Source organism: Microbacterium aquilitoris (genome assembly GCF_031932285.1).
GTDB classification, from domain to species: Bacteria; Actinomycetota; Actinomycetes; order Actinomycetales; family Microbacteriaceae; genus Microbacterium; species Microbacterium aquilitoris.
In genome coordinates this window covers 529,557-554,019 of record NZ_JAUZVT010000001.1, presented here as the reverse complement: position 1 = coordinate 554,019, position 24,463 = coordinate 529,557, and the positions used below count along the sequence as shown (strand labels likewise).

The following is a 24,463-nucleotide window of genomic DNA, read 5'->3' as shown; positions in this document are numbered from 1 at the left end:
GTGCCCGACGACCCGGCGCCGCTGCTGCATCTGCGCGGCGTCGCGATCACGCACGAGGGAGCGGATGCCGCGGCCCCGGCATGCGTCTCGTTCGACGTTCGCCCCGGTGAGGTCGTCCTGCTGCTGGGTCCGAGCGGATCGGGGAAGTCGACCCTCGCGCTCGCGTCCAACGGGCTGATCCCGCAGGCCGTGCCGGCGCGGCTCGAAGGGACCGTCACGGTGCGCGGCCTGTCGACCCGCGAGACACCGGTGGCGACCCTCGCTCGCCACGTCGGCATGGTGTTCCAGGACCCCGACGCGCAGCTCGTGACGGGGAGCGTCTTCGACGAGGTCACCTTTGGTCCCGAGAACCTGCAGATGCCGGTGGCCGAGGTGCTCGCCCGCACCGAGCAGGCACTCCGCCGGGTCGGGCTGTGGGACAGGCGCGCGGAGAACCCCGACCGCCTATCGGGCGGAGGCAAGCAGCGGCTCGCGATCGCGTGCGCGCTGGCGATGGGGTCCGAGCTGCTCGTCCTCGACGAACCGACCGCGAACCTCGACCCGGCCGGCATCGAGGATGTGTACGCGGCCCTCCGCGACGTCGCCGCCGACGGCCGGTCGGTTCTGCTCGTGGAGCATGACCTCGACGCCGCCGCCGAGCTCACCGACCGGGTCGTCGTGCTCGACGCGGACGGGCGCACGATCGCCGACGGCGGCGTGGACGAGGTGCTGCGGGACCGCGCCGATGAGCTCGACGCCCTCGGCGTGTGGCTGCCCGTCTCGACGATGGCCGCCCTCGCCCTTCGCCGAGCGGGCTGGGACCTGCCGCGGCTGCCCCTGACCCCGCCCGAGCTGCACGAGGCGCTCGAATCGGCCGACGCTCCGGTGCCCCGTGCAGGTGATTCGCTGCTCGGGCGGGTCGAAGAGCGCCCGGAGCCCCGTCCCGACCTGCACTCGGCACACCCGGCGGTCGAGGTGAGCGGCCTGACGCTGCGGCGCGGGCGGCGGACGGTGCTGCACGACGTCGACCTGACGATCGGGGCAGGCGAGTTCGTCGCCGTCGTCGGTGCGAACGGGGCCGGCAAGACGACCCTCGTGCAGGCGATCGCGGGCGTGCTCGCACCGCCCCATGGCACCGTGCGGGTCGACGGCGCCGACCCCGCGACCACCGCGCTCCGCGACCTGTCGCGCCGGATCGGTTTCGTCTTCCAGAACCCCGAGCACCAGTTCATCGCCCACACCGTCTTCGACGAGCTCGCCCACGGCCTGCGCGGCCGCGGCCTCGAAGACGCCGAGATCCGCACCCGCACGACGCGGATGCTCGCGCGGTTCGGCCTCGAGGCCAAGGCCGACGTGCACCCGTTCCTGCTCTCCGGCGGCCAGAAGCGGCGCCTCTCCGTCGGCACGGCGCTCATCGCCGGCGCGCCCGTGCTCGCCCTCGACGAGCCGACGTTCGGGCAGGACCGCGCGCGCGCCGACGAGCTGCTGCAGCTGCTCCGCGACCTCAACGAGGCGGGCACGACGGTCATCGTCGTGACGCACGACATGCAGCTGGTCGCCGAGTACGCCGAGCGCACCGTCGTCGTGCACGACGGTCGGATCAGGGCGGATGCCGCGACCCGCGACGTCTTCGCCGACGAGGCCCTGCTCCGCGAGGCGGGGCTGCGGCGCCCCGCGCTGCAGCGGGCGCTGCGGGGCGTCACCCGGCATCCGCAGCTCGCAGGGATCACGGCGCTCCGCGACCTCGCCGGAGGACGCGGATGACGGTCGACCCCTCCGCGACCGGATCGCCGGGCTTCCTCGCCCATCTCTCGCCGCTCGCGAAGCTGGCTGCGCCGCTTCCGGCGATGATCGTGCTCGTGGTCGCGCGTGACCTCGTCACGCCGCTCACGTTCCTCGCGCTGGCCTATCTGCTGCTCCTCGTCGGCAGACGGATGTCGTGGCGCGTCGCCGCCCTGTTGTTCGTCGGCCTCCCGATCGGTGCGGCGATCATGGGTCTCGCGCTCGGACTGTGGGTCGATGCCGCGCTCGTCGACGACACCCCGGCGGTGCTGCGGGTCGGCGCGTGGACCCTGCACGCCGGCGCGGTCGAGGTGGGTCTCGCGACGGGCGCACGGCTCGCCGCGATCCTCGCCCTGGGGCTCATCGCCGGCCTCACGACGACGGGGCCGGACCTCGTCCGCGCATCCGTGCAGCAGCTGCGCGTGCCGTACCGCATCGGCTACGCGGCGCTCGCGGCGATCCGCTTCGTGCCGCGGTTCGCCTACGAGCTCGAACTGATCCGCCAGGCGCATCGGGTGCGGGGCGCGCACGGCGGACGCGGCCCGTTCGCCGCCGTCGCCCGTGGCGCCGGCTACGTGGTGCCGCTGCTGGCCGGAGCGATCCGGCACGCGGAGCGCGTGGCCCTGGCGATGGACGCCCGCGCCTTCGGCGCCCACCCCGACCGCACCGAGCGGTACCTGCTGCCCTGGCGGCGCCGCGACACCGTCTTCGTGCTGGCGTTCTGGGCGGTGTCGGCGGCGACGCTCGCGGCGCTGTTCCCCTGGGGTCTCTGAGCGCACCGGACCGACGGAAATCGGGTCTCGTGCCGCGAGGAACCCGGTGCTACTGTGAGGCAACTTTCCCGCAGGGCCCGACGCTCCCGATGCCGCAGGCCGCACCCGATCGCGGGAGCGGCTCGCGTTTCTGAGGAGGCCCGCGTGACCACGACACCCGTTCACCTGACCCGGCCGGACGGCAAGGGGCTCGCCGCCGGCACGCTCGGCCTCTGGGGCTCGACCGTCATCGGTCTCGCCTCGACCGCGCCGGTCTATTCGCTCGTCGCGACGCTCGGCTACGTCGTCCTCGCCGTCGGCGGGCAGGCGCCGATCGCGTTCGTGATCGCGTTCATCCCGATGCTGCTCATCGCCTTCGCCTACCGCGAGCTCAACAACGCCGTCCCCGACTGCGGGACAGCGTTCACGTGGGCGACCAAGGCGTTCGGGCCGTGGGTCGGCTGGATGGGAGGGTGGGGCGTCGCGATCGCCGGCATGATCGTGCTCGCGAACCTCGCCCAGGTGGGCTCGGTGTACTTCTGGGCGCTCCTCGGGCAGGAGTTCGAGGAGCAGAACGACTGGCGCATCATCGTCGTCGCCGTCGCTTTCATCGCGGCGATGACCTGGATCTCGTGGCGCGGTGTCGAGATCGGCGAGCGCATCCAGAACGTGCTGCTCGGCATCCAGTACCTCGCCCTCATCGTCTTCGTCATCGCCGCCCTGACGCAGTTCTTCGCCGGCGACGCACCGGCGGCGACGCCGTTCAGCTGGGAGTGGCTGAACCCGTTCGCCTTCGGCGACTGGGGCGGGTTCGTCGAGGCGATCCTGCTCGCGATCTTCATCTACTGGGGCTGGGACACGTGCCTCGCCCTCAACGAGGAGACGAAGGACCCCAAGCGCATCCCGGGACTGGCGGCCCTGCTCACCTGCGTGCTCCTGCTCGTCACCTACGTCTCAGTCACGATCGCCGCGATGATGTACGCGGGCATCGGCGAAGAGGGCGGCGGGCTCGGCAATCCCGAGAACGCCGACGACTTCTTCCTCGGCATCCGCGACGGACTGCTCGGTCCGTGGGGGTGGCTTCTGGTGGTGGCGGTGCTCATCTCGGCCGTGTCGTCGACGCAGACCACGATCCTCCCGACCGCCCGCGGCACCCTCGCGATGGGCGTCTACCGGGCGCTGCCCGCGAAGTTCAAGGACGTCCACCCCGACTACCGGACCCCGTCGTTCTCGACGCTCGTCATGGGCGTCGTCGCGATCGTCTACTACGTCGTGATGACGACGATCAGCGACGCGATCCTGCAGGACACGATCCTCTCCCTCGGCCTCGCGATCGCCTTCTACTACGCCATCACGGGGTACGCGTGCGTCTGGTACTTCCGGGCCGACCTCTTCCGCTCCGCGCGCGACTTCTTCTTCAAGGGGCTGTTCCCGCTCATCGGCGCGCTCATGCTGACGTACGCGTTCATCCAGTCGGCGATCGACATGCTGGCCCCCGACTACAGCTACTACGGCACTCTGCTCGGGGTCGGCTCGACGTTCGTGGTCGGCATCGGGGCGCTCGCGCTGGGCGCGGTCCTCATGGTCGTCTGGTTCTTCTTCCCTCGGGCCAAGCGCTTCTTCCGCGGCGAGAGCCTCAACCGCGACACCCCCGTCCTCGTCCCCGACGACACCAGCTCGCTCCCCCGTTCGATCGACGGCGGCATCTGACCGCCCGAAAGGAACCCTCCGCATGCGCATCCTCATCATCGGCGCGGGCGGTGTCGGCAGTGCTGCCGCCCGCATCCTCCGCCGCCGCGACTTCTTCGAGGCCGTCGTCATCGCCGACTACGACCCGGCCCGCCCGCAGGCGCTCGTGGACGAGCTCGGCGACGAGCGGTTCGCCGCGGCGCAGGTGGATGCCTCGAACGCCGAGTCCGTGGCATCCCTCCTCCGCGAGCACTCCGCCACCCACGTGCTGAACGCCGTCGACCCGCGGTTCGTCATGCCGATCTTCGACGGTGCGTTCGCGGCCGGGGCGACGTACCTCGACATGGCCATGAGCCTGTCGCAGCGGCATCCGGATCGCCCGTATGAGGAGGTGGGCGTCAAGCTCGGCGACGCGCAGTTCGCGAAGGAGCAGGAGTGGCAGGATGCCGGGCGCCTGGCGCTCGTCGGGATCGGCGTCGAGCCGGGCCTGTCGGACGTCTTCGCGCGCTACGCGGAGGATGAGCTGTTCGACGAGATCGACGAGTTGGGCGTGCGCGACGGCGCGAACCTCGTCGTCGCGGGGTACGACTTCGCGCCCTCGTTCTCGATCTGGACGACGATCGAGGAGTGCCTGAACCCGCCGGTCATCTACGAGGAGGGCAAGGGCTGGTACGTCACCGAGCCCTTCAGCGAGCCGGAGGTGTTCGACTTCCCCGACGGGATCGGCCCGGTCGAGTGCGTCAACGTCGAGCACGAAGAGGTACTCCTCATGCCGCGGTGGACGAAGGCCAAGCGCGTGACGTTCAAGTACGGCCTCGGCGACGAGTTCATCGAGGTGCTGCGGGTGCTCAACAAGCTCGGCCTCGACAAGACCGACCCGCTGACCGTGAAGGGGGTGCAGGTCTCACCGCGTGACGTCGTGGCGGCGGCCCTCCCCGACCCGGCCACCATCGGCGACAAGATGAGCGGCAAGACGTGCGCCGGCGTGTGGGTGACGGGGACCGGCAAGGACGGGCAGCCGCGCTCGACGTACCTGTACCACGTGGCCGACAACGAGCAGACGATGCGCGAGGACAACTCGCAGGCCGTCGTCTGGCAGACGGCGATCAACCCCGTCATCGCGCTCGAGCTGCTCGCCCGGGGCACGTGGTCGGGGACGGGCGTGCTCGGTCCCGAGGCGTTCGACGCGAAGCCGTTCCTCGAGCTGCTCGCCGCACCGAAGCCCGAGGGCTACGGCTCACCGTGGGGCATGCGGGAGCAGCCGCATCCCGTACCGTCCGAGGCCTGAGGAGGGGCGAGGTCCCGATCGGGCCGGGAAACGGGCGCGCATTCCCGGCCCGAACGGGACTTCGACAGCGGCTCAGCGCCGGTAGGTCGTGAGCGCGCGGTCGCGCGAGACCTGCGCGGTGAGCCCCTCGGCCTCGAGCAGGCCGACCGTCCGCCGCGACAGGGGTGGCAGGGCGGGGGTGCGGGTGAGTCCCACGAGCAGCGTGCGGTGCGTCGTGGCGGTCCGCACCTCGAGGCGCGCGTACTCGCCGCGCTCGCGCCAGCGGAGCAGATCGATGTCGCGGTAGGCGAACCGCTCCTCGCGCCCGGCGTTCGCGATGCGCACGTCAGAGGCGCCGAACGTGATCGTGTACGTCGCCGACCGGTGCTGGACGACGGCCCACAGAGCGAGGTAGGCGAGCCCCGCGAAGGGAAGCGCGACCAGGACGACGAGGGAGCGGGGCCCGAGCCGGGGGAAGACGTCCGAGAGGCCGATCAGCACGGCGATGACGAGGACGGCGGCGGCGATGATCGCGAGGACGATCCCCGCAGCGAGGCCACGCATCGACATCGACACCGCGCGGACCTCCACTGCGGCGCCTCCCGCCGGCGCAGCACGCCAATCGAGAGTCGACGGCGGCGATGGTCGCCGCCCGACCCGGATGCGGCCGAGGACGCGTCCGAGGAGGGCGATCCAGATCCACGCGGATGCCGGGGCGAGAGCGATCCCGCCGGCGACGACGACTGCGCGCAGCACCGGGCTGCCCTGCAGGTCGCCCCACGAGCCGACGGTGGCGAGCACGGCTCCCGCCGCGCTCGCGACGACGACGTGGACGATCAGGCCCGCCGCACCGAGACGCTCGACCGCGCCGACGAAAGCAGCACCAAGCGCCCATCCGCCGACGACGGCCAGCAGGATCGACCAGATGTCCAGGTCGGACGCCGCCAGGACGACCGCCACGGCGAGGGCGAACAGGGCGAGTCCCGCCCCGAGGGCAACGACGGGGAACACCCACGAGCGGCGGTCGTCGACGGCATCCCTCACGAGGGTCGATCGTACGGGGCAGCGACGGCGAGGTCCCGATCCGGCCGGGAAACGCGTGCGCTCACCCGGCCCGATCGGGACCTCATCACGACGTCAGGTCAGGTCGACGGCGACCGACACACCCTCGATCGCCGAGCGCTGCGCCGCGTCTGCCAAAAGCAGCGCGGCGCGGCCGTCGTCGAACGTCGGGCTCGCGGACTCCTCGCCGCTCACCAGCTTGAGGAACTCCGCCAGCTCGGCCCGGTACGAAGGGGTGTAGCGGGTGACCATGGATGCCTCGAACGGCGCACCGGCGGCGACACCGTTCGCGTTCGACAGGCTCACGAGGCTCGTGCCCTGGTTGGCGACGGTCAGGTCGCCGTCGCTGCCGTAGGCCTCGATGCGCTGGTCGTACCCGGTCGTGCTGTGGCGCGAGTTGATGATCGTGACGAGCGCACCCGAGGCGGACTTGAGGATGGCGGTGGTCGTGTCGAAGTCGCCGTGCTCGCGGGCGCCGTCGTCGAAGGTCGTCGTGCCGAAGGCGGTGACCTGCACGATGTCGGGCAGGAAGTAGCGCGCCATGTCGAAGTCGTGGATCGTCATGTCGCGGAAGATGCCGCCCGACACGGCGACGTACGACGCCGGCGGCGCCGAAGGGTCGCGGCTGATGATCGTCAGCTGCTCGAGGCGGCCGATCTCGCCCGCAGCGACGCGCGAACGCGCCGTGTGGAAGCCGGGGTCGAACCGGCGGTTGAACCCGAGCGCGACGGGCACACCGGCGGCGGCGACCACGGGACGGAGCGCCTCGACGCGGGCGATGTCGAGATCGATCGGCTTCTCGCAGAGGACGGGGATGCCGGCCTCCACTGCGGCGCGGATCAGGTCGACGTGCGTGGGTGTCGGCGAGGCGACGAGCACCGCGTCGACCTCGCCCGAGGCGAAGACCTCGGCGGGATCGGTCGTGGTCTTCCCGCCGTACTGGGCGGCGAGCCGCTCGGCACCGTCGATGAACGGGTCGGCGATCCACGCGAGCTCGGCGTCGGGTGAGGCGGCGATGCTCGCGGCGTGCACCTGACCGATGCGTCCGGAGCCGAAGAGTCCGAAGCGGACGGGGGTGGCGGTCATGTCGTTCCTGTTCGTCGAGAGAGGGATTCGGTGTCAGACCCAGGCGCGCAGGGCGTCGCGGTTGGTGACCTGATCGGCGGAGCGGGCGGCGACGAAGGCGTCGAGGGCGACGTCGGGTCCGTTGAGCACGTCCTGCTCGACGACGACCCAGCCCTCGTACCCGCGGGCGTCGAGGGCGGTCATGACGGCGGCGAGGTCGATGTCGCCCTGGCCGAAGGCGACGAACGAGCCGCCCGACCAGACCTCCGGCATCCCCCCGCCTGCGGCGAGGACCCGTCGGAGCGCGGCGAGGTCGACGTCCTTGAGGTGCAGGTGGTTGATGCGGTCGCCCCAGCGCTCGACGGCGGCGAGCGGATCGCCGCCCGCGATGAAGAGGTGTCCGGTGTCGAGGGTGAGGTCGACGTCGGTGTCGGCGACGAACCGGTCGATCTCGTCGGGCGACTCGACGAAGGTCCCCGCGTGGTGGTGGAACGTCGGCTCGAAGCCGGCGCCCCGGACGATGCGCGCGGCGCGGGCGACGTTGTCGGTGAGGCGGCCCCAGGCATCCGTGTCGAGCCGGTCGACCTCGGCGCCGCGACCCGGGGCACCGCGGCGGAGCGACGACCCGTCGTCGGCGAGCGTCGGAAGCGGCAGGGGGCCGGCGCCGGCCTCGGCACCCGCCGAGAACTGGCGGAGCGCCGCGCGCAGGTCGGGCAGGGCGGCGGCGAAGGCGTCGTCGTCCGAGAACGGCAGCTGGACCCAACCGCCGGCGAGCCCGAGGCCGAACCGCTCGAGGCGGCCCCGGAGGACGGCGTCCTCACCGAGGAACCCGAGGGGGCCCAGGTCGATGCCGGCGTAGTCCGCCTCGGCGAGCGCCGCCATCATCGCGTCGGGCGAGATCGTCTCGGCGCCCTCCGGGGTCAGCTCGAAGACGCCGAAGCTCACCGGCGCGCCGGCGACGACCGCCTTCATCGCTGACCTCCGCCAAGGAGGGGGCGCTGGGCGGCGCGTTCGCCGACGTAGGCCTCGCGGGCCTGCTGCGTGGACTCGATGGTCGACACCTCCGGGACGGGCACGTCCCACCACCCGGCGTTGTCGGGTGCGTAGACGAGCGGATCGCTGTTGATGTGGATGAACGTCGACCGATCGGATGCCTTCGCGGCGGCGACGGCGGCGGTCAGGTTCGCCGCGGCATCCGGTCCTTCGGCGATCTCGACGACCTCGAGACCGTAGCTGCGGGCGTTCATCGCGAGGTCGACGGGGAGGACGTCGCCGCCCTGGAAGTTCTTCGCGGCGGGGTCGTAGGTGCGGTATTGCGTTCCGAAGCGCTGCGACCCGACCGTCTCGGAGAGGTGACCGATCGAGGCAAAGCCGTGGTTCTGGATGAGGACCACGATGATCTTGATGCCTTCGGCGACCGCCGTGACGAGCTCGCTGTTGAGCATCAGGTACGACCCGTCGCCCACCATGACGACGACGTCGCGGTCATCCCCCGCGGCGACGAGCCCGCGCTTCGCGCCGAGCCCGCCGGCGATCTCGTAGCCCATGCACGAGAACGCGTATTCGACGTGGTAGCCGAGCGGGTCCCGCACGCGCCACAGCTTGTGGAGGTCGCCGGGGAGCGATCCGGCCGCCTGCACGATGACGTCGCGGGGGTCGGTCGCGGCGTGCACGGCGTGGATGATCTCGGGCTGACCGGGACGGTCGGCACCCGACGGCGCGAACGCGCGGTCGACGATCTCGTCCCACTCCGCCTTCTGTCGGGCGATCCGCTCGGCGTGGTCGGCCGTGACGCGGAAGCCCTCGAGGTCCCGCGTCAGCGCGACCAGTGCTTCGCGGGCGTCGGCGACGACGGGCAGCTCCGAGCCGTGCTTGTAGGCGTCGAAGGCGGCGACGTTGATGTTGACGAAGACGACGTCCGGGTTCTGGAAGGCCGTCCGCGACGCGGTGGTGAAGTCGCTGTAACGGGTGCCGATCCCGATGACGACGTCGGCCTCGGCGGCGAGCCGGTTGGCCGCGAGCGAGCCGGTCGCGCCGACCCCGCCGAGGTACTGCGGGTGGTCCCAGGCGAGGGACCCGCCGCCGGCCTGCGTCGTGCCGACGGGGATGCCGGTGGCCTCGACGAACGCACGGAGCTGCTCCTCGGCCTCGGAGTAGATGACGCCGCCGCCCGCGACGATGAACGGCGTCTTCGCCGAGCGGATCGCGGCGACCGCCCGCTCGAGCGGTCCGCGCTCGGGGAGCGGCCGGCGGATGTGCCACTCCCGGTCCTGCAGGAACTCGATCGGCACGTCGAGCGCCTCGGCCTGCACGTCCTCGGGGAGGGCGATCGTGACGGCGCCCGTCTCGGCGGGGTCGGTCAGCACCCGCATCGCGGCGAGCGCGATCGAGTAGAGCTGCTCGGGCCGCTGCACGCGGTCGAAGAACTTCGAGAGCGGGCGGAACGCGTCGTTGACCGTGAGCCCGATGTCCCACGGCTGCTCGAGCTGCTGCAGCACGGGGTCGGCGACACGGGTCGCGAACGTGTCGCTCGGCAGTAGGAGCGCGGGAAGGCGATTGGTCGTCGCGAGGGCGGCTCCCGTGAGCATGTTGGCCGCGCCCGGACCGACGGATGCCGCGGCGGCATACGTGCCGCGGCGGCGGTGCATCCGCGCGTAGCCGACGGCCTGGTGCACCATCGCCTGCTCGTTGCGGGCCTGGTGATACGGCATGAGGTCGGGATCGTGGACGTTCAGCTGAGTGAGCGCCTGGCCGATGCCGGCGACGTTGCCGTGACCGAAGATGCCGAAGACCCCGGGGATCGTGCGCTCGCGCACGTCGCCGTCGACCGTCCACTGGTGGGCCAGGAACTCGATGAGCGCCTGGCTGACCGTCATCCGCTTCGTCTCTGCCATCAGGATCGGCCTTCCTCGGTCGGGTACGGGAGCCGCGGATCGACGTCCTGCTCCGTCCAGGTGTCGCGGACCCACGCGTGCGCGGGGTCGTCGCTGATGAGCCACGCCCGGCCGGGGTCGGGCCCGGCCATGACGTTCAGGTAGTACAGGTCGTAGCCCGGCGCGGCGACGGCGGGGCCGTGGTAGCCGTAGGGCACGAGGGCGATGTCGCCCGTCCGCACCATCGCGGCGATGTCGATTTCGCCCGCGGGCGAGGAGTAGGTGCTGAACATCCCGAAGGCACTGTCCTCGGCGGCCGCCGACCCCGCGACCGGCGCCGACTCGAAGTAGTAGATCTCCTCGAGGCGCGACTCGTGCCCCGGGACGTGCTCGTCGTGCTTGTGCGGCGGGTACGACGACCAGTTGTCGGCGGGGGTGATCACTTCGCAGACGATGAGGCGGTCGGCATCCAGCGCCTGCGGCGTCCCGAAGTTGTGCACCTGTCGGCTCGACGATCCCGCGCCGCGCAGCTCGACGGGGGTCTCCGCCGCGGCGATGTGGCGCCACGGATGGCGGACGGATGCCGGGGCCTCCGCGACGGCCACACGGCCGCCGCCTGTGAGCGTCGCCGTCCGTCCGACCGGGAGGTAGAGCACGTCGGTCGGGCCGTCGAAGACCGACCGACGACCCTGCAGCGTCGTCCGTGCGCTGTCGTCGCCGTCTGCATGGTCGACCTCGAACGAGCCCGCGAGCGGCACGATGATGCGCTCGACGTCGGTCTCGGCCAGCTCGACGGCATCGCCGTCCGCGAGGTCGGCGACACGGATGCCGGTGTGCTGCCAGCCGGGGGTGCCCCGGCCGACGACGCTCTCCCAGCCGCCTGCGGCGAGGTCGCCGCGGCGGTGGAACCAGGTGTTCTCGATGCTCATCTTCGCGCTCTCGGGATGCCGCCGCCGGGCGGCGTGCGATCAGGTGTTCTGGGGGAAGCCGAGGTTGATGCCGCCGTGCTCTCCGAGGGCACGCGTGGCGGGGTCGAGCCACCGGCTGGTGATCGCCTTCTCACGGGTGAAGAAGTCGAACCCGTGGACACCGTACGCTTTCGCGTCGCCGAACAGCGACTTCTTCCAGCCGCCGAACGAGTGGTACGCGACGGGGACGGGGATGGGCACGTTGATGCCGATCATGCCGACCTGCACCTCGTGCTGGAACCGGCGCGCGGCGCCGCCGTCGTTGGTGAAGATCGCGGTGCCGTTGCCGAACTCGCCCGAGTTGATGAGCGCGAGGCCCTCGTCGTAGCTCTCGACGCGGACGACCGAGAGGACGGGTCCGAAGATCTCCTCCGTGTAGGCGCGGGAGGTCGTCGGGACGTGGTCGAGGAGGGTGGGTCCGAAGAAGAACCCGTCCTCGTGGCCGTCGACCGTGAACCCGCGGCCGTCGACGACGACCGTCGCGCCGTCGGCCTCGGCGATGTCGACGTAGGAGGACACCTTGTCGCGGTGGACGTCGGTGATGAGCGGCCCCATGTCGGGCTCGACGCCGTCCTGGCCTGCGCCGTTGCCGATGCGGAGCTTCGCGATGCGCTCGGTCACCTTGGCGATCAGCTCGTCGGCGACCGGCTCGACAGCGAGGACGACGCTGATCGCCATGCACCGCTCGCCCGCCGCGCCGAAGCCCGCGTTGACCGCCTGGTCGGCGACGAGGTCGAGGTCGGCGTCGGGGAGCACGAGCATGTGGTTCTTCGCGCCGCCGAGGGCCTGCACGCGCTTGCCGTTCCGCGATGCGGTCTCGTAGATGTACTGCGCGATCGGAGTCGAGCCGACGAACGAGATCGACTGCACGACGGGGCTGTGCAGCAGCCCGTCGACGGCGAGCTTGTCGCCCTGCAGCACCGTGAAGACGCCGGCCGGCAAGCCCGCCTCCGCCCACAGCTCGGCGAGCCAGAGCGCGGCCGACGGGTCCTTCTCGCTGGGCTTGAGGACGACCGCGTTGCCGGCTGCGATCGCGATCGGGGCGAACCAGAGCGGCACCATGACGGGGAAGTTGAAGGGCGAGATGACACCGACGACGCCGAGGGGCTGCTTGATCGAGAAGACGTCGACGCCGGTCGACGCGTTCTCGGAGTACGCGCCCTTGATGAGGTGCGGGAACCCTGTTGCGAGCTCGACGACCTCCTGGCCGCGGAGGATCTCGCCCATGGCGTCGGAGACGACCTTGCCGTGCTCGCTCGTGATGAGCTCGGCGAGCTCGCCCTTGCGTGCGTTCAGCAGCTCGCGGAACGCGAAGAGCACGCCCTGACGCTTCGCGATCGAGAACGCGGACCACACGCGGAAGCCCTCGTCGGCCGCGGCGATCGCCTCGTCGATCTCGGCCTGGTCGGCCAGGGCGACCTCTGCCTGCACCGCGCCCGTCGCCGGGTTGTACACCGGAGCCGTCCGCCCGCTCGTCGAGGCACGGTGCGCGCCGCCGATCCAGTGGCCGATGACGCGGGTCTGGGTGGAGAGGGTGCTCATGAGTGTTCCTTCGTGACGAGGGAGGAGTGGACGAGACCGGCCGCGATGTCGACCGCAGCCGCGGTGTCGCCGTCGGGCGGGTAGAGGAGGGTCCGGCCGACGGTGAGTCCGCGGACACCGGGAAGCGCGAGGGCATCCTGCCATGAGGCGAAGGTGGTGTCGGGGTCCTCCCCCGAGTCCCCGCCGAGGAGCAGCGTCGGGAGGGTCGTTGCCGCCATGACCCGCTCCATGTCGGGCACGACGGGCAGCTTCATCCACGTGTACGCGCTCGACCCGCCGAGGCCCGACGCGATCGCGACCGACAGGACCACGGCATCCGTCGACAGGTCGTTGACGATGCGGCCGTCTCGCCACGAGCTCATGAACGGCTCGAGCATGATCGGGATGCCGGCGCCCGCCGCCGCGGTCACGGCGTGCGCCGTCGCCTCGAGGGTCGCGGCCGTCGCCGGGTCCTCGAGGTTGATGCGCATGAGCACCTTCGCGAAGTCCAGGTTCGCCGAGATCATCGAGGGCACGTCGTACGCGCCGTAGCGGTCGTCCATCTCGAAGGAGGATCCCCGCAGGCCGCCGCGGTTCATCGAGCCGACGACGATCTTGCCGTCGAGCAGGCCCAGGGCAGCGAGGTCGTCGATCACATCGGGGGTGCCGAGGACACCGTCGACCCCGGGGCGGCTGAGCGCGATGGCAAGGCGCTCGATCAGCTCGTAGCGGTCGGCCATGGCCGCGGCATCCGACCCCACGGCCAGTGCACCGCGGGCGGGATGATCCGCGGCGACGATGAAGAGGCGGCCGTCGCCGGAGTCGAGGTGGCGCCGGGTGCGGGTCGCGACAGCGTGCCGGATCGCCTCGGGGTCGAAGGCGCGCAGCTCGCGCAGACGCGCGAAGGCGGCCTCGCTGATGACTCGGTCGCTCATGTCGCGCTCCCCGCGCTCAGGATCGCCTCGACCTCGTCGGTCGTCGGCATCGCCGTCGAACATTCCAGGCGCGACGCCACGATGGCGCCGGCCGCATTCGCGAAGCGGAGGATCCGCTCCAAGTCCCAGCCGAGCAGCAGGCCGTGACAGAGGGCACCGCCGAACGCGTCCCCGGCGCCGAGCCCGTTGACCACGTCGACGGGATGCGGCGGCGCGACGACGGTCTCGGTGCGGGTCTTCGCGAGGACGCCCTCGGGTCCCTGCTTCACGATCGCGAGCTCGACGCCGCGCTCGAGCAGGGCGTCGGCCGCCCGCATCGGGTCGGTCTCGCCGACGGCGACCTCGCACTCCTCGCGGTTGCCCACGGCGACCGTCACGTGCTCGAGGGCGGCGGACACCTGCGCGCTCGCCTCGGCGGGGTCGGGCCAGAACATGGGCCGGTAGTCGAGGTCGAGGACGGTGTGGCGCGCGCGGCCGCGGCGACGCAGGGCGTCGAAGTGGGTGGAGCGGCTCGGCTCCTGGCTGAGGCCGGTGACCGTGAGCCAGAAGATGGATGCCTCCACCAGCACGTCGTCCGGCAGCTGGTCGGGCGTCACCTCGAGGTCGGGCGCCTTCGGTTCGCGGTAGAAGTACAGCGGGAAGTCGTCGGGCGGGAAGATCTCGCAGACGGTGAGCGGCGTCTTGTAGGTGCCGTCGACGGCGACGAGCGTCGGGTCGACCGAGAGGCGGTCCAGTTCGGCGCGGAGGTAGCGGCCGAACGGGTCGTCGCCGACGCGCGAGACGAGCGAGACGTCGTGCCCGTAGCGAGCGGCTGCGACGGCGACGTTGGCCGCGCTTCCGCCGAGGAACTTGCCGAAAGACGAGACCTCTTCGAGGCCGACACCGATCTGCAGCGGGTAGATGTCGACGCCGAGACGGCCGATCGACAGGACCTCGGGGGCGGTGGCGCGAGAGGTCATCCGGCGGTCGTGTCTCGAGGCGCGAACATGTCCTAACAATAACACATAGATAAATCCGGAAGCCAGGACGGATGTGCCGTTAGCCTGTCACGTGATGTTGTCGGTACAAACGCCGACGACACCCGTCATCCATCAGAAGGAGTGTGAGGGCTGTGGTCGATGCCGACACCTACTGGCCCGCGGAACTCTTCACCGACCTCGACCGCACCGGTCCCGTGCCGCTGTATTTCCAGGTGTCCAGTCGGCTCGAGGCCGCCATCCACTCCGGCGCGATCCCGGCCGGCGGACGCCTCGAGAACGAGATCGCGATCGGGCAGCGCCTCGGCCTCTCCCGCCCCACCATCCGCCGTGCGATCCAGGAGCTCGTCGACAAGGGCCTCCTCGTGCGACGCCGGGGCATCGGCACGCAGGTCGTCCAAGGGCAGGTGACGCGAGCGGTCGAGCTGACGAGCCTCTACGAGGACCTCAAGAACTCCTCGCACGTCCCCGCGACCCGCGTCCTCGGGCACGAGGTCATCCCGGCCACCGACGTCGTCGCCCACAGCCTCGGCCTGACACCCGGCGATGACGTCCTCTTCGTCCGTCGGCAGCGGAGCACCGACGGAGTGCCCGTCGCCGTGCTCGAGAACTACCTGCCGCCGGAGTTCGCCGACATCACCCGCGAGCAGCTCGAGGAGCACGGCCTCTACGAGATCCTCCGCGCGCGCGGCATCACCATCCGCGTCGCCAAACAGAAGATCGGCGCGCGCAGCGCGCGCGGCGACGAGGGAGAACTCCTCGACATCGACACCACGGGACCTGTCCTCACGATGGAGCGCGTCGCGTTCGACGACTCGGGCCGCGCCTTCGAGTACGGCCACCACTGCTACCGCCCCGACCTCTACAGCTTCGAGACGACGCTCGTCGCCAAGTAAGAGGCCGCACGCGATTCGATCGAGGTCCCGATCGGGCCGGGAAACAGCGCATCGTTTCCGGCCCGATCGGGACCTCGGTAGACGTCAGTCAGCGAGGCGTTCGAAGGATGCCGTCAGGTCCGCGGCATCCGAGGCGATGACGTCGGCGTCGACGAGGTCGCCGGCACCGGCCACGAGCGCGTCCGACCACGTCTGGAGGATCTCCTCCGCGGCCCCTGATCCGTAGAAGAGGTCGCGCAGTCTCTCCAGCTCGCTCTCGTACAGCGCGTGGAAGTCCTCGTCGGCAAGGAAGCGCGTGGCCAGGATGTTGGAGCCGCCGCGACCCCCGCCTCCGCCCATCTCCGGCCCGGCGACACCACCGGTATCGTCCGGCCGGGCGGGTCGGTTCGCCCCGGCATCACCCTCGGGCGCTCCCGCGTCGCCGCGGTCGGGCATCGCCATCCCGTCACCGCGGGCACCGCCTGCCCCGGCATCCCCTGGCGAAGCGCCGAAGGCGAGATTGAGGTCCCAGTTGACGACGGTCATCAGGTCGGTGTCCGCATCGTAGGCGAGGTAGGAGTTGTTGCCCGGCCCGTCGATGTCGTCGAAGTTGTCGACGAGGTCCTGGAACGCGAGGTAGGTGGCGAACTCCGTCACATCGAGGTGCTCCGACAGCTCGGCGCTGAACGTGTCGTCGTCGGAATCGTTGATGAACTCCAGGAACGAGATGAGCGGACTGAGATCGTCTTCGCCCGCCTCCTGATCGAAGACGTCTGTGTAGGACTCCGCGTCGTCGCCGCGGTAGGAGTAATCCCCGCCCGACTCGGCCTTGTAGAGCGCGGTCGCGCCGAGGGTGGACTCGTTCCAGCTTTCGCCCGGGTTCTCGACGACGAGGCGCAATGACGTGGACCCCCCGATCGTGAACCGCGTGGCCGCGGCCTGCTCGCTGGCGAGCCCCGCCCGGTCGAGGAGATCGAGTGCGACGGCTTCGTTGAGCGATGTCTCAGAGCTGTTGCCTCGGACGACGAACTCGGTGATGCCCTCGTGGTTCTGGTCGTCGACGAACTTGTCGAGCCGGATGACCCACGGGATGCCGCTGGGGTCGTCATCGCTCGTGACGCTCTTCAGCGACGAATTGCCTTTCAGCTTCAGCCCCGCGCGCTCGTAGACCTGGCCATCGATCGTGACGGTGACCTCGATCCACTCCTTGTCAGCCGTGCTCTCGTACGTCTTCAGAAGCTGGGCGAGCGCATCCTCATCCACGTCGACCGAGATCGCATGCACCGTCGAGGAGTCCCAGAAGCTGGCCGTCGAGGTCGCGGCGCCGGCGGCATCCGTCCCCTCTCGCTCCTCCTCGACGGCCGGCGCGACGCATCCCGCCAGAACGAGGGCGCCGACCGAGACGAGGGCGAGCGAGAGAGTGAGGCGGAGGTGTCGAGTGCGCATGCGTCGATGACACCCCGCCTCCCTTAATCGCGCCTAAGACGCGACTAAAGGCAGCCTTCGGGACTCAGCGCTTGCCGGCGATACGGCGCGAGACGATGTCGCGCATGATCTCGTTCGTGCCGCCGTAGATGCGGTGCACGCGGGCATCGAGGAACGCGCGCGCGATCGGGTACTCCATGATGTAGCCGTAGCCGCCGTGCAGCTGGACGCAGGCGTCGAGCACCTCCCACTCACGCTCGGTGGCCCAGAACTTGACCTGGGCGGCATCCTCCGCCGAGAGCTTGTTCTCGCCGTAGAGGGCGATCGCGCGGTCGATGTAGGCCCACATGACGTCGACCGTCGTGACGAGGTCGGCCATCGCGAAGCGCGTGTTCTGGAAGTCGATGATCCGCTGACCGAAGGCCTCGCGGTCCTTCGTGTACGCGATGGTCCATTCGACACCGGCCTGCGCGGCGGCCGCGCCGGCAACGCCGATCGACAGGCGCTCGAGCGGCAGGTTCATCATCAGCTGGATGAAGCCCTTGCCCTCCTCGCCGCCGATGAGGTTCTCATCGGGCACGAAGACGTCGGTGAAGCTGAGCTCGGCGGTGTCGTGACCCTGGAAGCCCATCTTGTGCAGCTTCTTACCGTGGTCGAACCCGGCCATGTCGGCCTCGAGCAGCAGGAGCGAGAAGGCGTCGGGGCGGTTGCCCTCGCCCGTCTTGACGAAGACGACGAAGATGTCGGACGTCGTCCCCGACGAGATGAACGTCTTCGCGCCGTTGACGATGTACCCGCCGTCGGTCTTCTTCGCAGTGGTCGAGATGCCGCGCAGGTCCGAGCCCGCACCGGGCTCGGTCATCGCGAGTGCGCCGAGGATCTCGCCGGTCGCCATGCGCGGCAGCCACTTCTGCTTCTGCTCCTGCGTGCCCATGTGCACGAGGTACGGCACGGCGAGGTCGTCCTGGATGCCGAAGGCACCGGCGAGCGAGCCCGCACCCGCCCGGATGATCTCCTCGTTCACGACCGTGCGGAAGCGGTAGTCCTGAAGCATGCCCGCACCACCGAACTCCTCGGGGACGCTCAGGCCGATGACGCCGGCCTCGCCCGCCGCGAGCATCGTGGCGCGGTCGATCTCGCCCGCGGCATCCCACTGTTCGCGCTTCTCGTTCGTGACGTACCGCTTGACGAACTCCTTGACGACGTCGCGGAACGCCTCGTGATCCTCGTCGTAGATGTTCCGCTCCATGCGCGGACCCCCTTCGTGTCAGTGCTCTCACGCTCGCGCGACGCTGCGCTCGTGGGCGGCGTCGCCAGCCTCCACTGTACGCGCGTCGTGGGATCGGATGCCAGGGTGGGCGCGACTCAGTTCCGCGGCTCAGCCGTAGTCGGGCGCGGGCTCGAGGCCGAAGAAGTCCTCGAGGGTATGGAACCCGCCGTCCGCATACGCGGCGGCCAATTCGCGGCCGATGAAGCGCAGGTGCCACGGTTCGGCGGAGTATCCGGTGGTCGGCGTGTGGCCCTCTTCGTAGCGGACGATGAAGCCGTAGCGCCAGGCGTTCTCGACGATCCAGTCGGACTGCGGGGTCCCGCCGAAGCCGTCGTGGTCTCCGCATCCGGAGTCACAGGCGACGACGTCGACCGCGAGTCCCGTCTGATGCTCGCTGTGCCCCGGGCGAGCGCTACGGAGGTCTGCGGCGGCCTTGCCGCGGTTGTCGACGTGGCGGTTGTACGTCTCGACCTGGTTGTCATAGGGGCGGAAGCCGCTGCTCACACCGATCTTGCCGGCTCCGGCGGCGCCGAGGTCCGCGGACAGCTCGTCGAGAGCGGCGGCGGTCTGGTCGAGCAGCCACCCGCCCGCGACGATCCGAAGGCCCTGCGGTCGCGCCTGCGGCGTGGGCCAGTGGTCGATCGGGCTCAGCGGATGCCTCTTGTTCGCGACCACCCAGAGGCGCCCCGCCTCGTGCAGGTCGATGCAAGGCGCCTCCCCCTCGGCGACGGCTGCCCGGAAGGGTTCGGCGCCGCCGAATGCCGTGATGACGTCCCGATCCGAGCCGCTGTCGAGTGCGGTGACGACGGCATCCGTCTCGCAGATCGGCGGGGTCTGGTCAGGCTGATCAGCCTCGGGCGTGGAGGCCGCGGGCAGGGAAGCCTCAGCCGCGGGTGGCGACGCGGCGGGATCGGATGCCGGATCGGCGACGGCGTCCTCCGGCGCGAACGCCCGAGACAGGACCATCACGAGCGTGACCGTCACGGCCGCGGCGAGGGTCAGGAGCACGAGAGCGCGCCGCTGGCGTCGCCTGCGGAGCACCCGTCGCCGGGCGGCGCTCCTCGTCTCTGACACGTGACCAGTCTCGCAGTCACCTGTGGGCATCCCTGGTGTTCGATCATCCCGCGTGTGTCGTTGACAGTCTTTCGTATATGTGTTCGAGTATAGAGATGCGGTGGCAGGGGCAAAACATCTCGACGGTCGACGACGCGGCACTGCCCGGCCTCGAGTCGATGGGTGGGCTCGTCCGATCGGTCACGACACCGGAGTTCGCGGGGATGACCTTCCACGAAGTCGTCGCCAAGTCCGCGCTCAACCACGTTCCGAGCGGATCGGCGATGCCGTTCTCCTGGACCGTGAACCCCTATCGAGGTTGCTCGCACGCCTGCACGTACTGCTTCGCTCGCAACACCCACACCTACCTCGACCTCGACGCGGGCGCGGACTTCGATTCGCAGATCGTCGTCAAGGTGAATGTCGCCGAGGTCCTCGCCCGTGAGCTCGCCAAGCCGTCGTGGCGACACGAGCCGGTCGCCCTCGGCACGAACACCGATCCGTATCAGAGGGCCGAGGGGCGGTACACGCTCATGCCCGGCATCATCGACGCGCTGACGGCGAGCGGCACACCGTTCTCGATCTTGACCAAGGGCACGCTGCTGCGTCGCGACCTGCCGCAGCTGACGGATGCCGCGACCCACGTACCGATCCACATCGCCATGTCGATCGCGATCCCCCACGAACCGCTGCGACAGCTCCTCGAAGCGGGAGCCCCGTCGTTCCAGGCGCGGCTCGACACGGTGAAGGCAGCGACGGATGCCGGTTTCTCGGTGACCGTCTTCCTCATGCCGATCGTGCCGCACCTCACCGACGGGGTCGATGTCCTCGATGATGCGATCGCGCGGATCGCCGCATCCGGAGCCCGTCGTGTCGTGTTCGGCGCACTGCACCTGCGACCCGGTGCGAAGGAGTGGTTCTGGGCATGGCTCGAGCGGGAATGCCCCGACCTCGTGCCCGCCTACCGCGGCCTGTACCCGGGGGCCTCGGTGTCTGCGCCGAAGGGGTACCGCTCCTGGCTGTCGGCGCGGGTCCGGCCGCTGCTGCGGCGCCACGGCCTGCACGGTCGGCTCGAGGAGGAGGACGTCCCACCGCGAGGAGCGGGTCCGGTGCGGACCACGGGGCCGGCCATGAAGACCGCGACCCGGGAACAGGCATCCGCGATGCTGTTCTGACTCAGTCGTCCGCGATCAGGCGCTTGCCGAGGACCGAGGTCGCGTCGCGGGCGTAGCCGAGCGTGTCGTAGAAGTCGGTGACGGCGTCGTTGCCCTCACGGACCATGAGCATCACCTTCGGACAGCCGAGTGCCTCGAGTCGACGCTCGGCTTCGGCGACCAGCATCCGTCCGATGCCCTCACCGCGGCGCGCCGGATCGGTTGCGAGGTAGTACAGCCACCCGCGGTGTCCGTCGTAGCCGGCCACGACCGATCCGACGACACGAACGCCGTCGGACGCGACCAGCAAGAGGTCGGGCCAGACGGCGCGGGCACGCGCGATGTCGCGGTGCGGGTCGTTCCAAGGACGCGTCAGGCCGACCGCGTGCCACAGCGACACGACCGGCTCGACGTCGGGATCACCGAGGGGGCGGATGACGATCGGCATCCGCCCACCCTAGTGAGCGATCTCAGGCGTCGACGTTCGCGGCCTGACGACCCGTGATCTCTTCGAGCACGTCGTCGCCGGCGCGCGCCTCGTCGAACGGCGCGTCGATCTCGGCGCGCTCGAGCATCTCGGTCATGCGCCGACGACGCTGACGGGTGATCAGCGTGACGACCGTGCCGGCACGACCGGCGCGACCGGTGCGGCCGGAGCGGTGCGTGTACGTCTTGTACTCGTCGGGCGCGTCGGCCTGGACCACCAGGTCGATATCGTCGACGTGGATGCCGCGGGCCGCGACATCGGTCGCGACGAGCACGTTCACCTTGCCGTCGGTCAGGCGCTGCAGGTTGCGCGTGCGCTTGGCCTGGTTCAGGTCGCCGTGGAGGGCGACGGCGGCGATCCCGGCATCCTCGAACTGCTCGACGAGCATCTCCGAGTAGGCGCGCGTGCGGGTGAAGACGAGCGTCTTGCCGTCGCGGTCGACCAGCGAGGTCAGGATCTCGGCCTTGTCGCGGTGGTCGATCACGAGCACGCGGTGATCGATCGTGCTGGTCTCCTGCGTCTCGCCGGCGACCTCGTAGACGGCCGGGTTCACGAGGAACTCGTCGACGAGCGCGGCGACCTCTCGGTCGAGCGTGGCGGAGAAGAGCAGCTTCTGCGCGTCATCCTGCACGAGGCGCAGGATGCGCTGCATCGGCTCGAGGAAGCCCAGCTCGCTCATGTGGTCCGCCTCGTCGAGGACGACGATGCCGACCTCCGACAGGTCGAGCTTGCCCTGCTTCTCGAGGTCCTCGATGCGGCCGGGAGTGCCGATGACGATGTCGACGCCCTTCTTGAGCGCGCCGACCTGACGGCCCTGCGGCACGCCGCCGTAGACCTGCGTCGTGAACAGTCCCACGCTCTGCGCGAGCTCCTGCACGGTGCGGTCGATCTGCAGCGCGAGCTCGCGCGTCGGCGCGAGGATCAGCGCCTGCGGCGAACGGCCCCAGGCGCGGCGCTTGCCGGCCTGACCGCGCAGCACGCGCTCGACGAGCGGAGCGCCGAAGGCGATCGTCTTGCCCGAGCCGGTGCGGCCACGGGCGAGCACGTCACGGCCATCGAGGATCGGGCGGACCGTGGCCGCCTGGATCGGGAACGGGCTCGTGGCGCCGAGGCCCTCGAGGGTCCGGACGATGTTCTGGCCGAGGCCGAGGTCGCTGAACGAGGCCTGCTCGACGGATGCGGCATCCACCGCTTCGGCCTGGAGACGCTCGTGCACGACGTCGACGTGGTCCTGGTGCGCCTTCGACTTCTCGGCAGCCTGCCAATCCGACCGGTTCGCGCGCTCGTCGCGGCGGGGCCGGTCGTCGCGGCGGGGACGGTCGTCGCGCTGCGGGCGGTCGTTGCGGTCGAAACGCGGACGCTCGGTCCGGTCATCCCGACGCGGACGGTCGTCGAAGCTGCGCGCCGGACGCTCGCTGCGGTCGAAACGGGGGCGCTCGGTGCGGTCATCACGACGGGGACGGTCATCGCGCTGCGGGCGGTCGTTGCGGTCGAAACGCGGACGCTCCGTCCGGTCATCACGACGCGGACGGTCATCGAACGAACGCGCGGGGCGGTCGTTGCGGTCGAAGCGCGGACGCTCGGTCCGGTCATCACGACGGGGACGGTCATCGAACGACCGAGCCGGACGCTCGTTCCGGTCGAAACGCGGCCGCTCAGCACCACCGGAACGATCGAAACGGGGACGCTCGGCGCGGTCATCCCGACGCGGACGGTCGTCGAAGCTGCGCGCCGGACGATCGCTGCGGTCGAAACGAGGGCGCTCGGTGCGGTCGTCGCGACGCGGACGGTCATCGAACGACCGAGCCGGACGCTCGTTCCGATCGAAACGCGGACGCTCAGCACCACCGGAACGATCGAAACGGGGACGCTCGGCGCGGTCGAAACGCGGGCGCTCGCCCTCGGCGTCGCGACGGGGACGGTCGTCGAAACCGCGGTCGCCGCGGCTGTTCGAGCGGATGCCGCGGGCTTCGGCCCGGCCGGCGCGGTCCTGCTCGGTCCAGCGACCCTTCGCGGGTGCCGACTCCTCGGCGGCGCGGAAGCCGCGGTGCTTGGGGCTCTTGCTGCCGGTGGTTCCGGCGGAGGCCTGACCCGGGCGACGCTTCGCGTCCTGGTAGGAGGTCTTCTTGCCGTAGCGGGGTTCGAAGTTCTGCGCGCGGCCGCCGGCCGGCTTCTTGTTCTTGGGCATGCGTGTGCTTTCTGAGTTCTCGCACGAAACAGCGCCGTGCGCCACGCACGGTGATACCCGGACTTCCGTCGGCCGGGGGCCATTCCAGTTACTGGTTCCGAAACCGCGGATCGGGTTTCGAGATCGGCCCCGAGGACTACACAGGATGCCCGCGCACAGCGCGGTGTCCTCCGCCGACTGCTCCACGATACCCGCCCCACCTGAGAAGCCGCCGCGCGGATACGCTGGCCGCATGGCCGCCGACCCCACCGGAACCCGCTTCAGCCTCCACGCCGCCGACGTCTCCGCGGAGATCACCGAGGTCGGCGCCGCGCTCCGTGCGCTGCGCGTCGGCGATGTCGATCTCGTGCCGGACTACCCCGACGACGTGCCAACACCCGCGGCATCCGGCATCGTCCTCGTGCCATGGCCGAACCGCATCCGCGACGGCCGTTGGGAGGACGACGGCGAGCTCCGCCAGCTCGCGATCACCGAGCCGAAGTTCGGCAACGCGTCGCACGGGCTGCTGCGGTTCGCGTCGTACCGGGCCGAACAGCGGACGGATGCCGCCCTCACCCTGCGAGCCGACGTGTTCCCACAGACGGGGTACCCGTACCACCTCGAGAACCGGGTGACCTACGCGCTCGAGGGGCGCGGCGTGCGCGTCACGCACGCGGTCACGAACGTCGGAGACGGCGATGCGCCCGTCGCCGTCGGGACCCACCCCTACTTCCGCATCTCGGACGTCGACACTGCCGACCTGTCGCTGCAGCTCGAGGCGCGGACGTGGTTCCGTCTCGACGAGCAGAACATCCCGGTCGCCGAGGAGCCCGTCGACGACGACCACGATCTGAGCTCACCGCGCCGCATCGGCGACCTGTCGCTCGACGTCGCGTTCGCCGGGCTCCCCCGGCGGGGCGGCCGCATCGAGGCTCATCTGGTCGCACCCGATTCGCGGCGTCTGACGGTGTGGGCCGGCGAGGGCTTCGAGTATGTGCAGGTGTTCACGACCGACCGGTTCCCCGGCCACGACGTGGCCGTCGCGATCGAACCGATGACGGCGCCCGCCGACGCGTTCAACTCGGGCCGGAGCCTCCGCCGACTCGCGCCCGGCGAGACGTGGACGCTCGAGTGGGGTGTCGACCTCACCGAGGCCGACTGA

Annotated in this window: 20 protein-coding genes; 7 read left to right on the top strand and 13 right to left on the bottom strand. The window is 70.6% G+C overall.

The window, feature by feature from the left end; translation table 11 throughout:
• The 4 genes from Q9S78_RS02755 to Q9S78_RS02740 all read left to right on the top strand — a co-directional run bounded on the left by Q9S78_RS02755 (position 1) and on the right by Q9S78_RS02740 (position 5,490).
• Complete coding sequence (locus tag Q9S78_RS02755; RefSeq protein WP_311868754.1) at positions 1-1,743, top strand: ABC transporter ATP-binding protein; 1,743 nt, start codon at positions 1-3, stop codon at positions 1,741-1,743.
• A complete protein-coding gene (locus Q9S78_RS02750; RefSeq protein ID WP_116227891.1) occupies positions 1,740-2,534 on the top strand; it encodes a CbiQ family ECF transporter T component in 795 nt (264 codons plus the stop codon). The genes Q9S78_RS02755 and Q9S78_RS02750 overlap by 4 nt, the downstream gene beginning before the upstream one ends.
• 144 nt (positions 2,535-2,678) lie before the next feature.
• Complete coding sequence (locus Q9S78_RS02745; RefSeq protein WP_020097703.1) at positions 2,679-4,223, top strand: APC family permease; 1,545 nt, start codon at positions 2,679-2,681, stop codon at positions 4,221-4,223.
• Positions 4,224-4,245: 22 nt separating this feature from the next.
• The gene (locus Q9S78_RS02740) at positions 4,246-5,490 is read left to right on the top strand and encodes a saccharopine dehydrogenase C-terminal domain-containing protein (RefSeq protein ID WP_116227890.1); all 1,245 of its coding nucleotides are present in this window, start codon (positions 4,246-4,248) and stop codon (positions 5,488-5,490) included.
• 72 nt (positions 5,491-5,562) lie between these two features.
• Here the strand turns inward: Q9S78_RS02740 and Q9S78_RS02735 are convergent, their stop codons facing one another.
• The 8 genes from Q9S78_RS02735 to iolC all read right to left on the bottom strand — a co-directional run bounded on the left by Q9S78_RS02735 (position 5,563) and on the right by iolC (position 14,852).
• Positions 5,563-6,513 carry a hypothetical protein gene (locus Q9S78_RS02735; protein WP_311868748.1) on the bottom strand — a complete coding sequence of 317 codons (951 nt, stop codon included), beginning with the start codon at positions 6,511-6,513 and terminating at the stop codon, positions 5,563-5,565.
• 93 nt (positions 6,514-6,606) lie between these two features.
• Complete coding sequence (locus tag Q9S78_RS02730; protein ID WP_311868746.1) at positions 6,607-7,617, bottom strand: Gfo/Idh/MocA family protein; 1,011 nt, start codon at positions 7,615-7,617, stop codon at positions 6,607-6,609.
• Between the two features lie 33 nt (positions 7,618-7,650).
• Positions 7,651-8,568, bottom strand: a complete 918-nt coding sequence (locus Q9S78_RS02725; RefSeq protein WP_311868743.1) for a sugar phosphate isomerase/epimerase family protein — start codon at positions 8,566-8,568, stop codon at positions 7,651-7,653.
• Positions 8,565-10,490 carry a 3D-(3,5/4)-trihydroxycyclohexane-1,2-dione acylhydrolase (decyclizing) gene (gene iolD, locus Q9S78_RS02720; protein WP_116227886.1) on the bottom strand — a complete coding sequence of 642 codons (1,926 nt, stop codon included), beginning with the start codon at positions 10,488-10,490 and terminating at the stop codon, positions 8,565-8,567. Before iolD ends, Q9S78_RS02725 begins: the two co-directional genes overlap by 4 nt.
• Positions 10,490-11,398: a 5-deoxy-glucuronate isomerase gene (gene iolB / locus Q9S78_RS02715; protein WP_116227885.1), complete on the bottom strand. Its 909-nt coding sequence runs from the start codon at positions 11,396-11,398 to the stop codon at positions 10,490-10,492. The genes iolD and iolB overlap by 1 nt, the downstream gene beginning before the upstream one ends.
• A 39-nt stretch (positions 11,399-11,437) precedes the next feature.
• Positions 11,438-12,979 (bottom strand): CoA-acylating methylmalonate-semialdehyde dehydrogenase, encoded by a 1,542-nt coding sequence (locus Q9S78_RS02710; protein WP_311868740.1) that lies wholly within the window; start codon positions 12,977-12,979, stop codon positions 11,438-11,440.
• Positions 12,976-13,893, bottom strand: coding sequence for a Cgl0159 family (beta/alpha)8-fold protein (locus Q9S78_RS02705; protein WP_116227884.1), 918 nt, complete (start codon positions 13,891-13,893; stop codon positions 12,976-12,978). Before Q9S78_RS02705 ends, Q9S78_RS02710 begins: the two co-directional genes overlap by 4 nt.
• Positions 13,890-14,852 (bottom strand): 5-dehydro-2-deoxygluconokinase, encoded by a 963-nt coding sequence (gene iolC / locus Q9S78_RS02700; RefSeq protein ID WP_116227883.1) that lies wholly within the window; start codon positions 14,850-14,852, stop codon positions 13,890-13,892. Before iolC ends, Q9S78_RS02705 begins: the two co-directional genes overlap by 4 nt.
• Before the next feature lie 152 nt (positions 14,853-15,004).
• On the opposite strand from iolC, the gene Q9S78_RS02695 reads away from it, so the two are divergent.
• A complete protein-coding gene (locus Q9S78_RS02695; RefSeq protein ID WP_116227882.1) occupies positions 15,005-15,766 on the top strand; it encodes a GntR family transcriptional regulator in 762 nt (253 codons plus the stop codon).
• A gap of 84 nt (positions 15,767-15,850) precedes the next feature.
• Here Q9S78_RS02695 and Q9S78_RS02690 read toward each other — a convergent pair whose 3' ends face one another.
• The 3 genes from Q9S78_RS02690 to Q9S78_RS02680 all read right to left on the bottom strand — a co-directional run bounded on the left by Q9S78_RS02690 (position 15,851) and on the right by Q9S78_RS02680 (position 19,514).
• Positions 15,851-17,191: a CotH kinase family protein gene (locus tag Q9S78_RS02690; RefSeq protein WP_311868738.1), complete on the bottom strand. Its 1,341-nt coding sequence runs from the start codon at positions 17,189-17,191 to the stop codon at positions 15,851-15,853.
• Between the two features lie 64 nt (positions 17,192-17,255).
• Complete coding sequence (locus Q9S78_RS02685) at positions 17,256-18,419, bottom strand: acyl-CoA dehydrogenase family protein (RefSeq protein WP_018187937.1); 1,164 nt, start codon at positions 18,417-18,419, stop codon at positions 17,256-17,258.
• A 129-nt stretch (positions 18,420-18,548) separates the two neighbouring features.
• Complete coding sequence (locus Q9S78_RS02680) at positions 18,549-19,514, bottom strand: M15 family metallopeptidase (RefSeq protein WP_311868736.1); 966 nt, start codon at positions 19,512-19,514, stop codon at positions 18,549-18,551.
• 95 nt (positions 19,515-19,609) lie between these two features.
• Here Q9S78_RS02680 and Q9S78_RS02675 point away from each other — a divergent pair, with 95 nt between their 5' ends.
• Positions 19,610-20,668: an Rv2578c family radical SAM protein gene (locus Q9S78_RS02675; RefSeq protein WP_311868735.1), complete on the top strand. Its 1,059-nt coding sequence runs from the start codon at positions 19,610-19,612 to the stop codon at positions 20,666-20,668.
• Position 20,669: 1 nt separating this feature from the next.
• Here Q9S78_RS02675 and Q9S78_RS02670 read toward each other — a convergent pair whose 3' ends face one another.
• Together Q9S78_RS02670 and Q9S78_RS02665 are read right to left on the bottom strand one after the other, a co-directional pair.
• Positions 20,670-21,095, bottom strand: coding sequence for a GNAT family acetyltransferase (locus Q9S78_RS02670; protein ID WP_311868734.1), 426 nt, complete (start codon positions 21,093-21,095; stop codon positions 20,670-20,672).
• A 22-nt stretch (positions 21,096-21,117) separates the two neighbouring features.
• The gene (locus Q9S78_RS02665) at positions 21,118-23,322 is read right to left on the bottom strand and encodes a DEAD/DEAH box helicase (protein WP_311868732.1); all 2,205 of its coding nucleotides are present in this window, start codon (positions 23,320-23,322) and stop codon (positions 21,118-21,120) included.
• 232 nt (positions 23,323-23,554) lie between these two features.
• On the opposite strand from Q9S78_RS02665, the gene Q9S78_RS02660 reads away from it, so the two are divergent.
• Entirely contained in the window at positions 23,555-24,463 is a 909-nt protein-coding gene (locus Q9S78_RS02660; RefSeq protein ID WP_311868730.1) for an aldose 1-epimerase family protein, read from the top strand.

Bases quoted from the DNA above. Each gene is read 5' to 3' on its own strand.
- Q9S78_RS02750 (WP_116227891.1), top strand. From the start codon at position 1,740: ATGACGGTCGACCCCTCCGCGACCGGATCGCCGGGCTTCCTCGCCCAT.
- Q9S78_RS02740 (WP_116227890.1), top strand. From the start codon at position 4,246: ATGCGCATCCTCATCATCGGCGCGGGCGGTGTCGGCAGTGCTGCCGCC.
- Q9S78_RS02730 (WP_311868746.1), bottom strand. From the start codon at position 7,617: ATGACCGCCACCCCCGTCCGCTTCGGACTCTTCGGCTCCGGACGCATC.
- Q9S78_RS02725 (WP_311868743.1), bottom strand. From the start codon at position 8,568: ATGAAGGCGGTCGTCGCCGGCGCGCCGGTGAGCTTCGGCGTCTTCGAG.
- iolD (WP_116227886.1), bottom strand. From the start codon at position 10,490: ATGGCAGAGACGAAGCGGATGACGGTCAGCCAGGCGCTCATCGAGTTC.
- iolB (WP_116227885.1), bottom strand. From the start codon at position 11,398: ATGAGCATCGAGAACACCTGGTTCCACCGCCGCGGCGACCTCGCCGCA.
- Q9S78_RS02710 (WP_311868740.1), bottom strand. From the start codon at position 12,979: ATGAGCACCCTCTCCACCCAGACCCGCGTCATCGGCCACTGGATCGGC.
- Q9S78_RS02705 (WP_116227884.1), bottom strand. From the start codon at position 13,893: ATGAGCGACCGAGTCATCAGCGAGGCCGCCTTCGCGCGTCTGCGCGAG.
- iolC (WP_116227883.1), bottom strand. From the start codon at position 14,852: ATGACCTCTCGCGCCACCGCCCCCGAGGTCCTGTCGATCGGCCGTCTC.
- Q9S78_RS02690 (WP_311868738.1), bottom strand. From the start codon at position 17,191: ATGCGCACTCGACACCTCCGCCTCACTCTCTCGCTCGCCCTCGTCTCG.
- Q9S78_RS02685 (WP_018187937.1), bottom strand. From the start codon at position 18,419: ATGGAGCGGAACATCTACGACGAGGATCACGAGGCGTTCCGCGACGTC.
- Q9S78_RS02675 (WP_311868735.1), top strand. From the start codon at position 19,610: ATGCGGTGGCAGGGGCAAAACATCTCGACGGTCGACGACGCGGCACTG.
- Q9S78_RS02670 (WP_311868734.1), bottom strand. From the start codon at position 21,095: ATGCCGATCGTCATCCGCCCCCTCGGTGATCCCGACGTCGAGCCGGTC.
- Q9S78_RS02665 (WP_311868732.1), bottom strand. From the start codon at position 23,322: ATGCCCAAGAACAAGAAGCCGGCCGGCGGCCGCGCGCAGAACTTCGAA.
- Q9S78_RS02660 (WP_311868730.1), top strand. From the start codon at position 23,555: ATGGCCGCCGACCCCACCGGAACCCGCTTCAGCCTCCACGCCGCCGAC.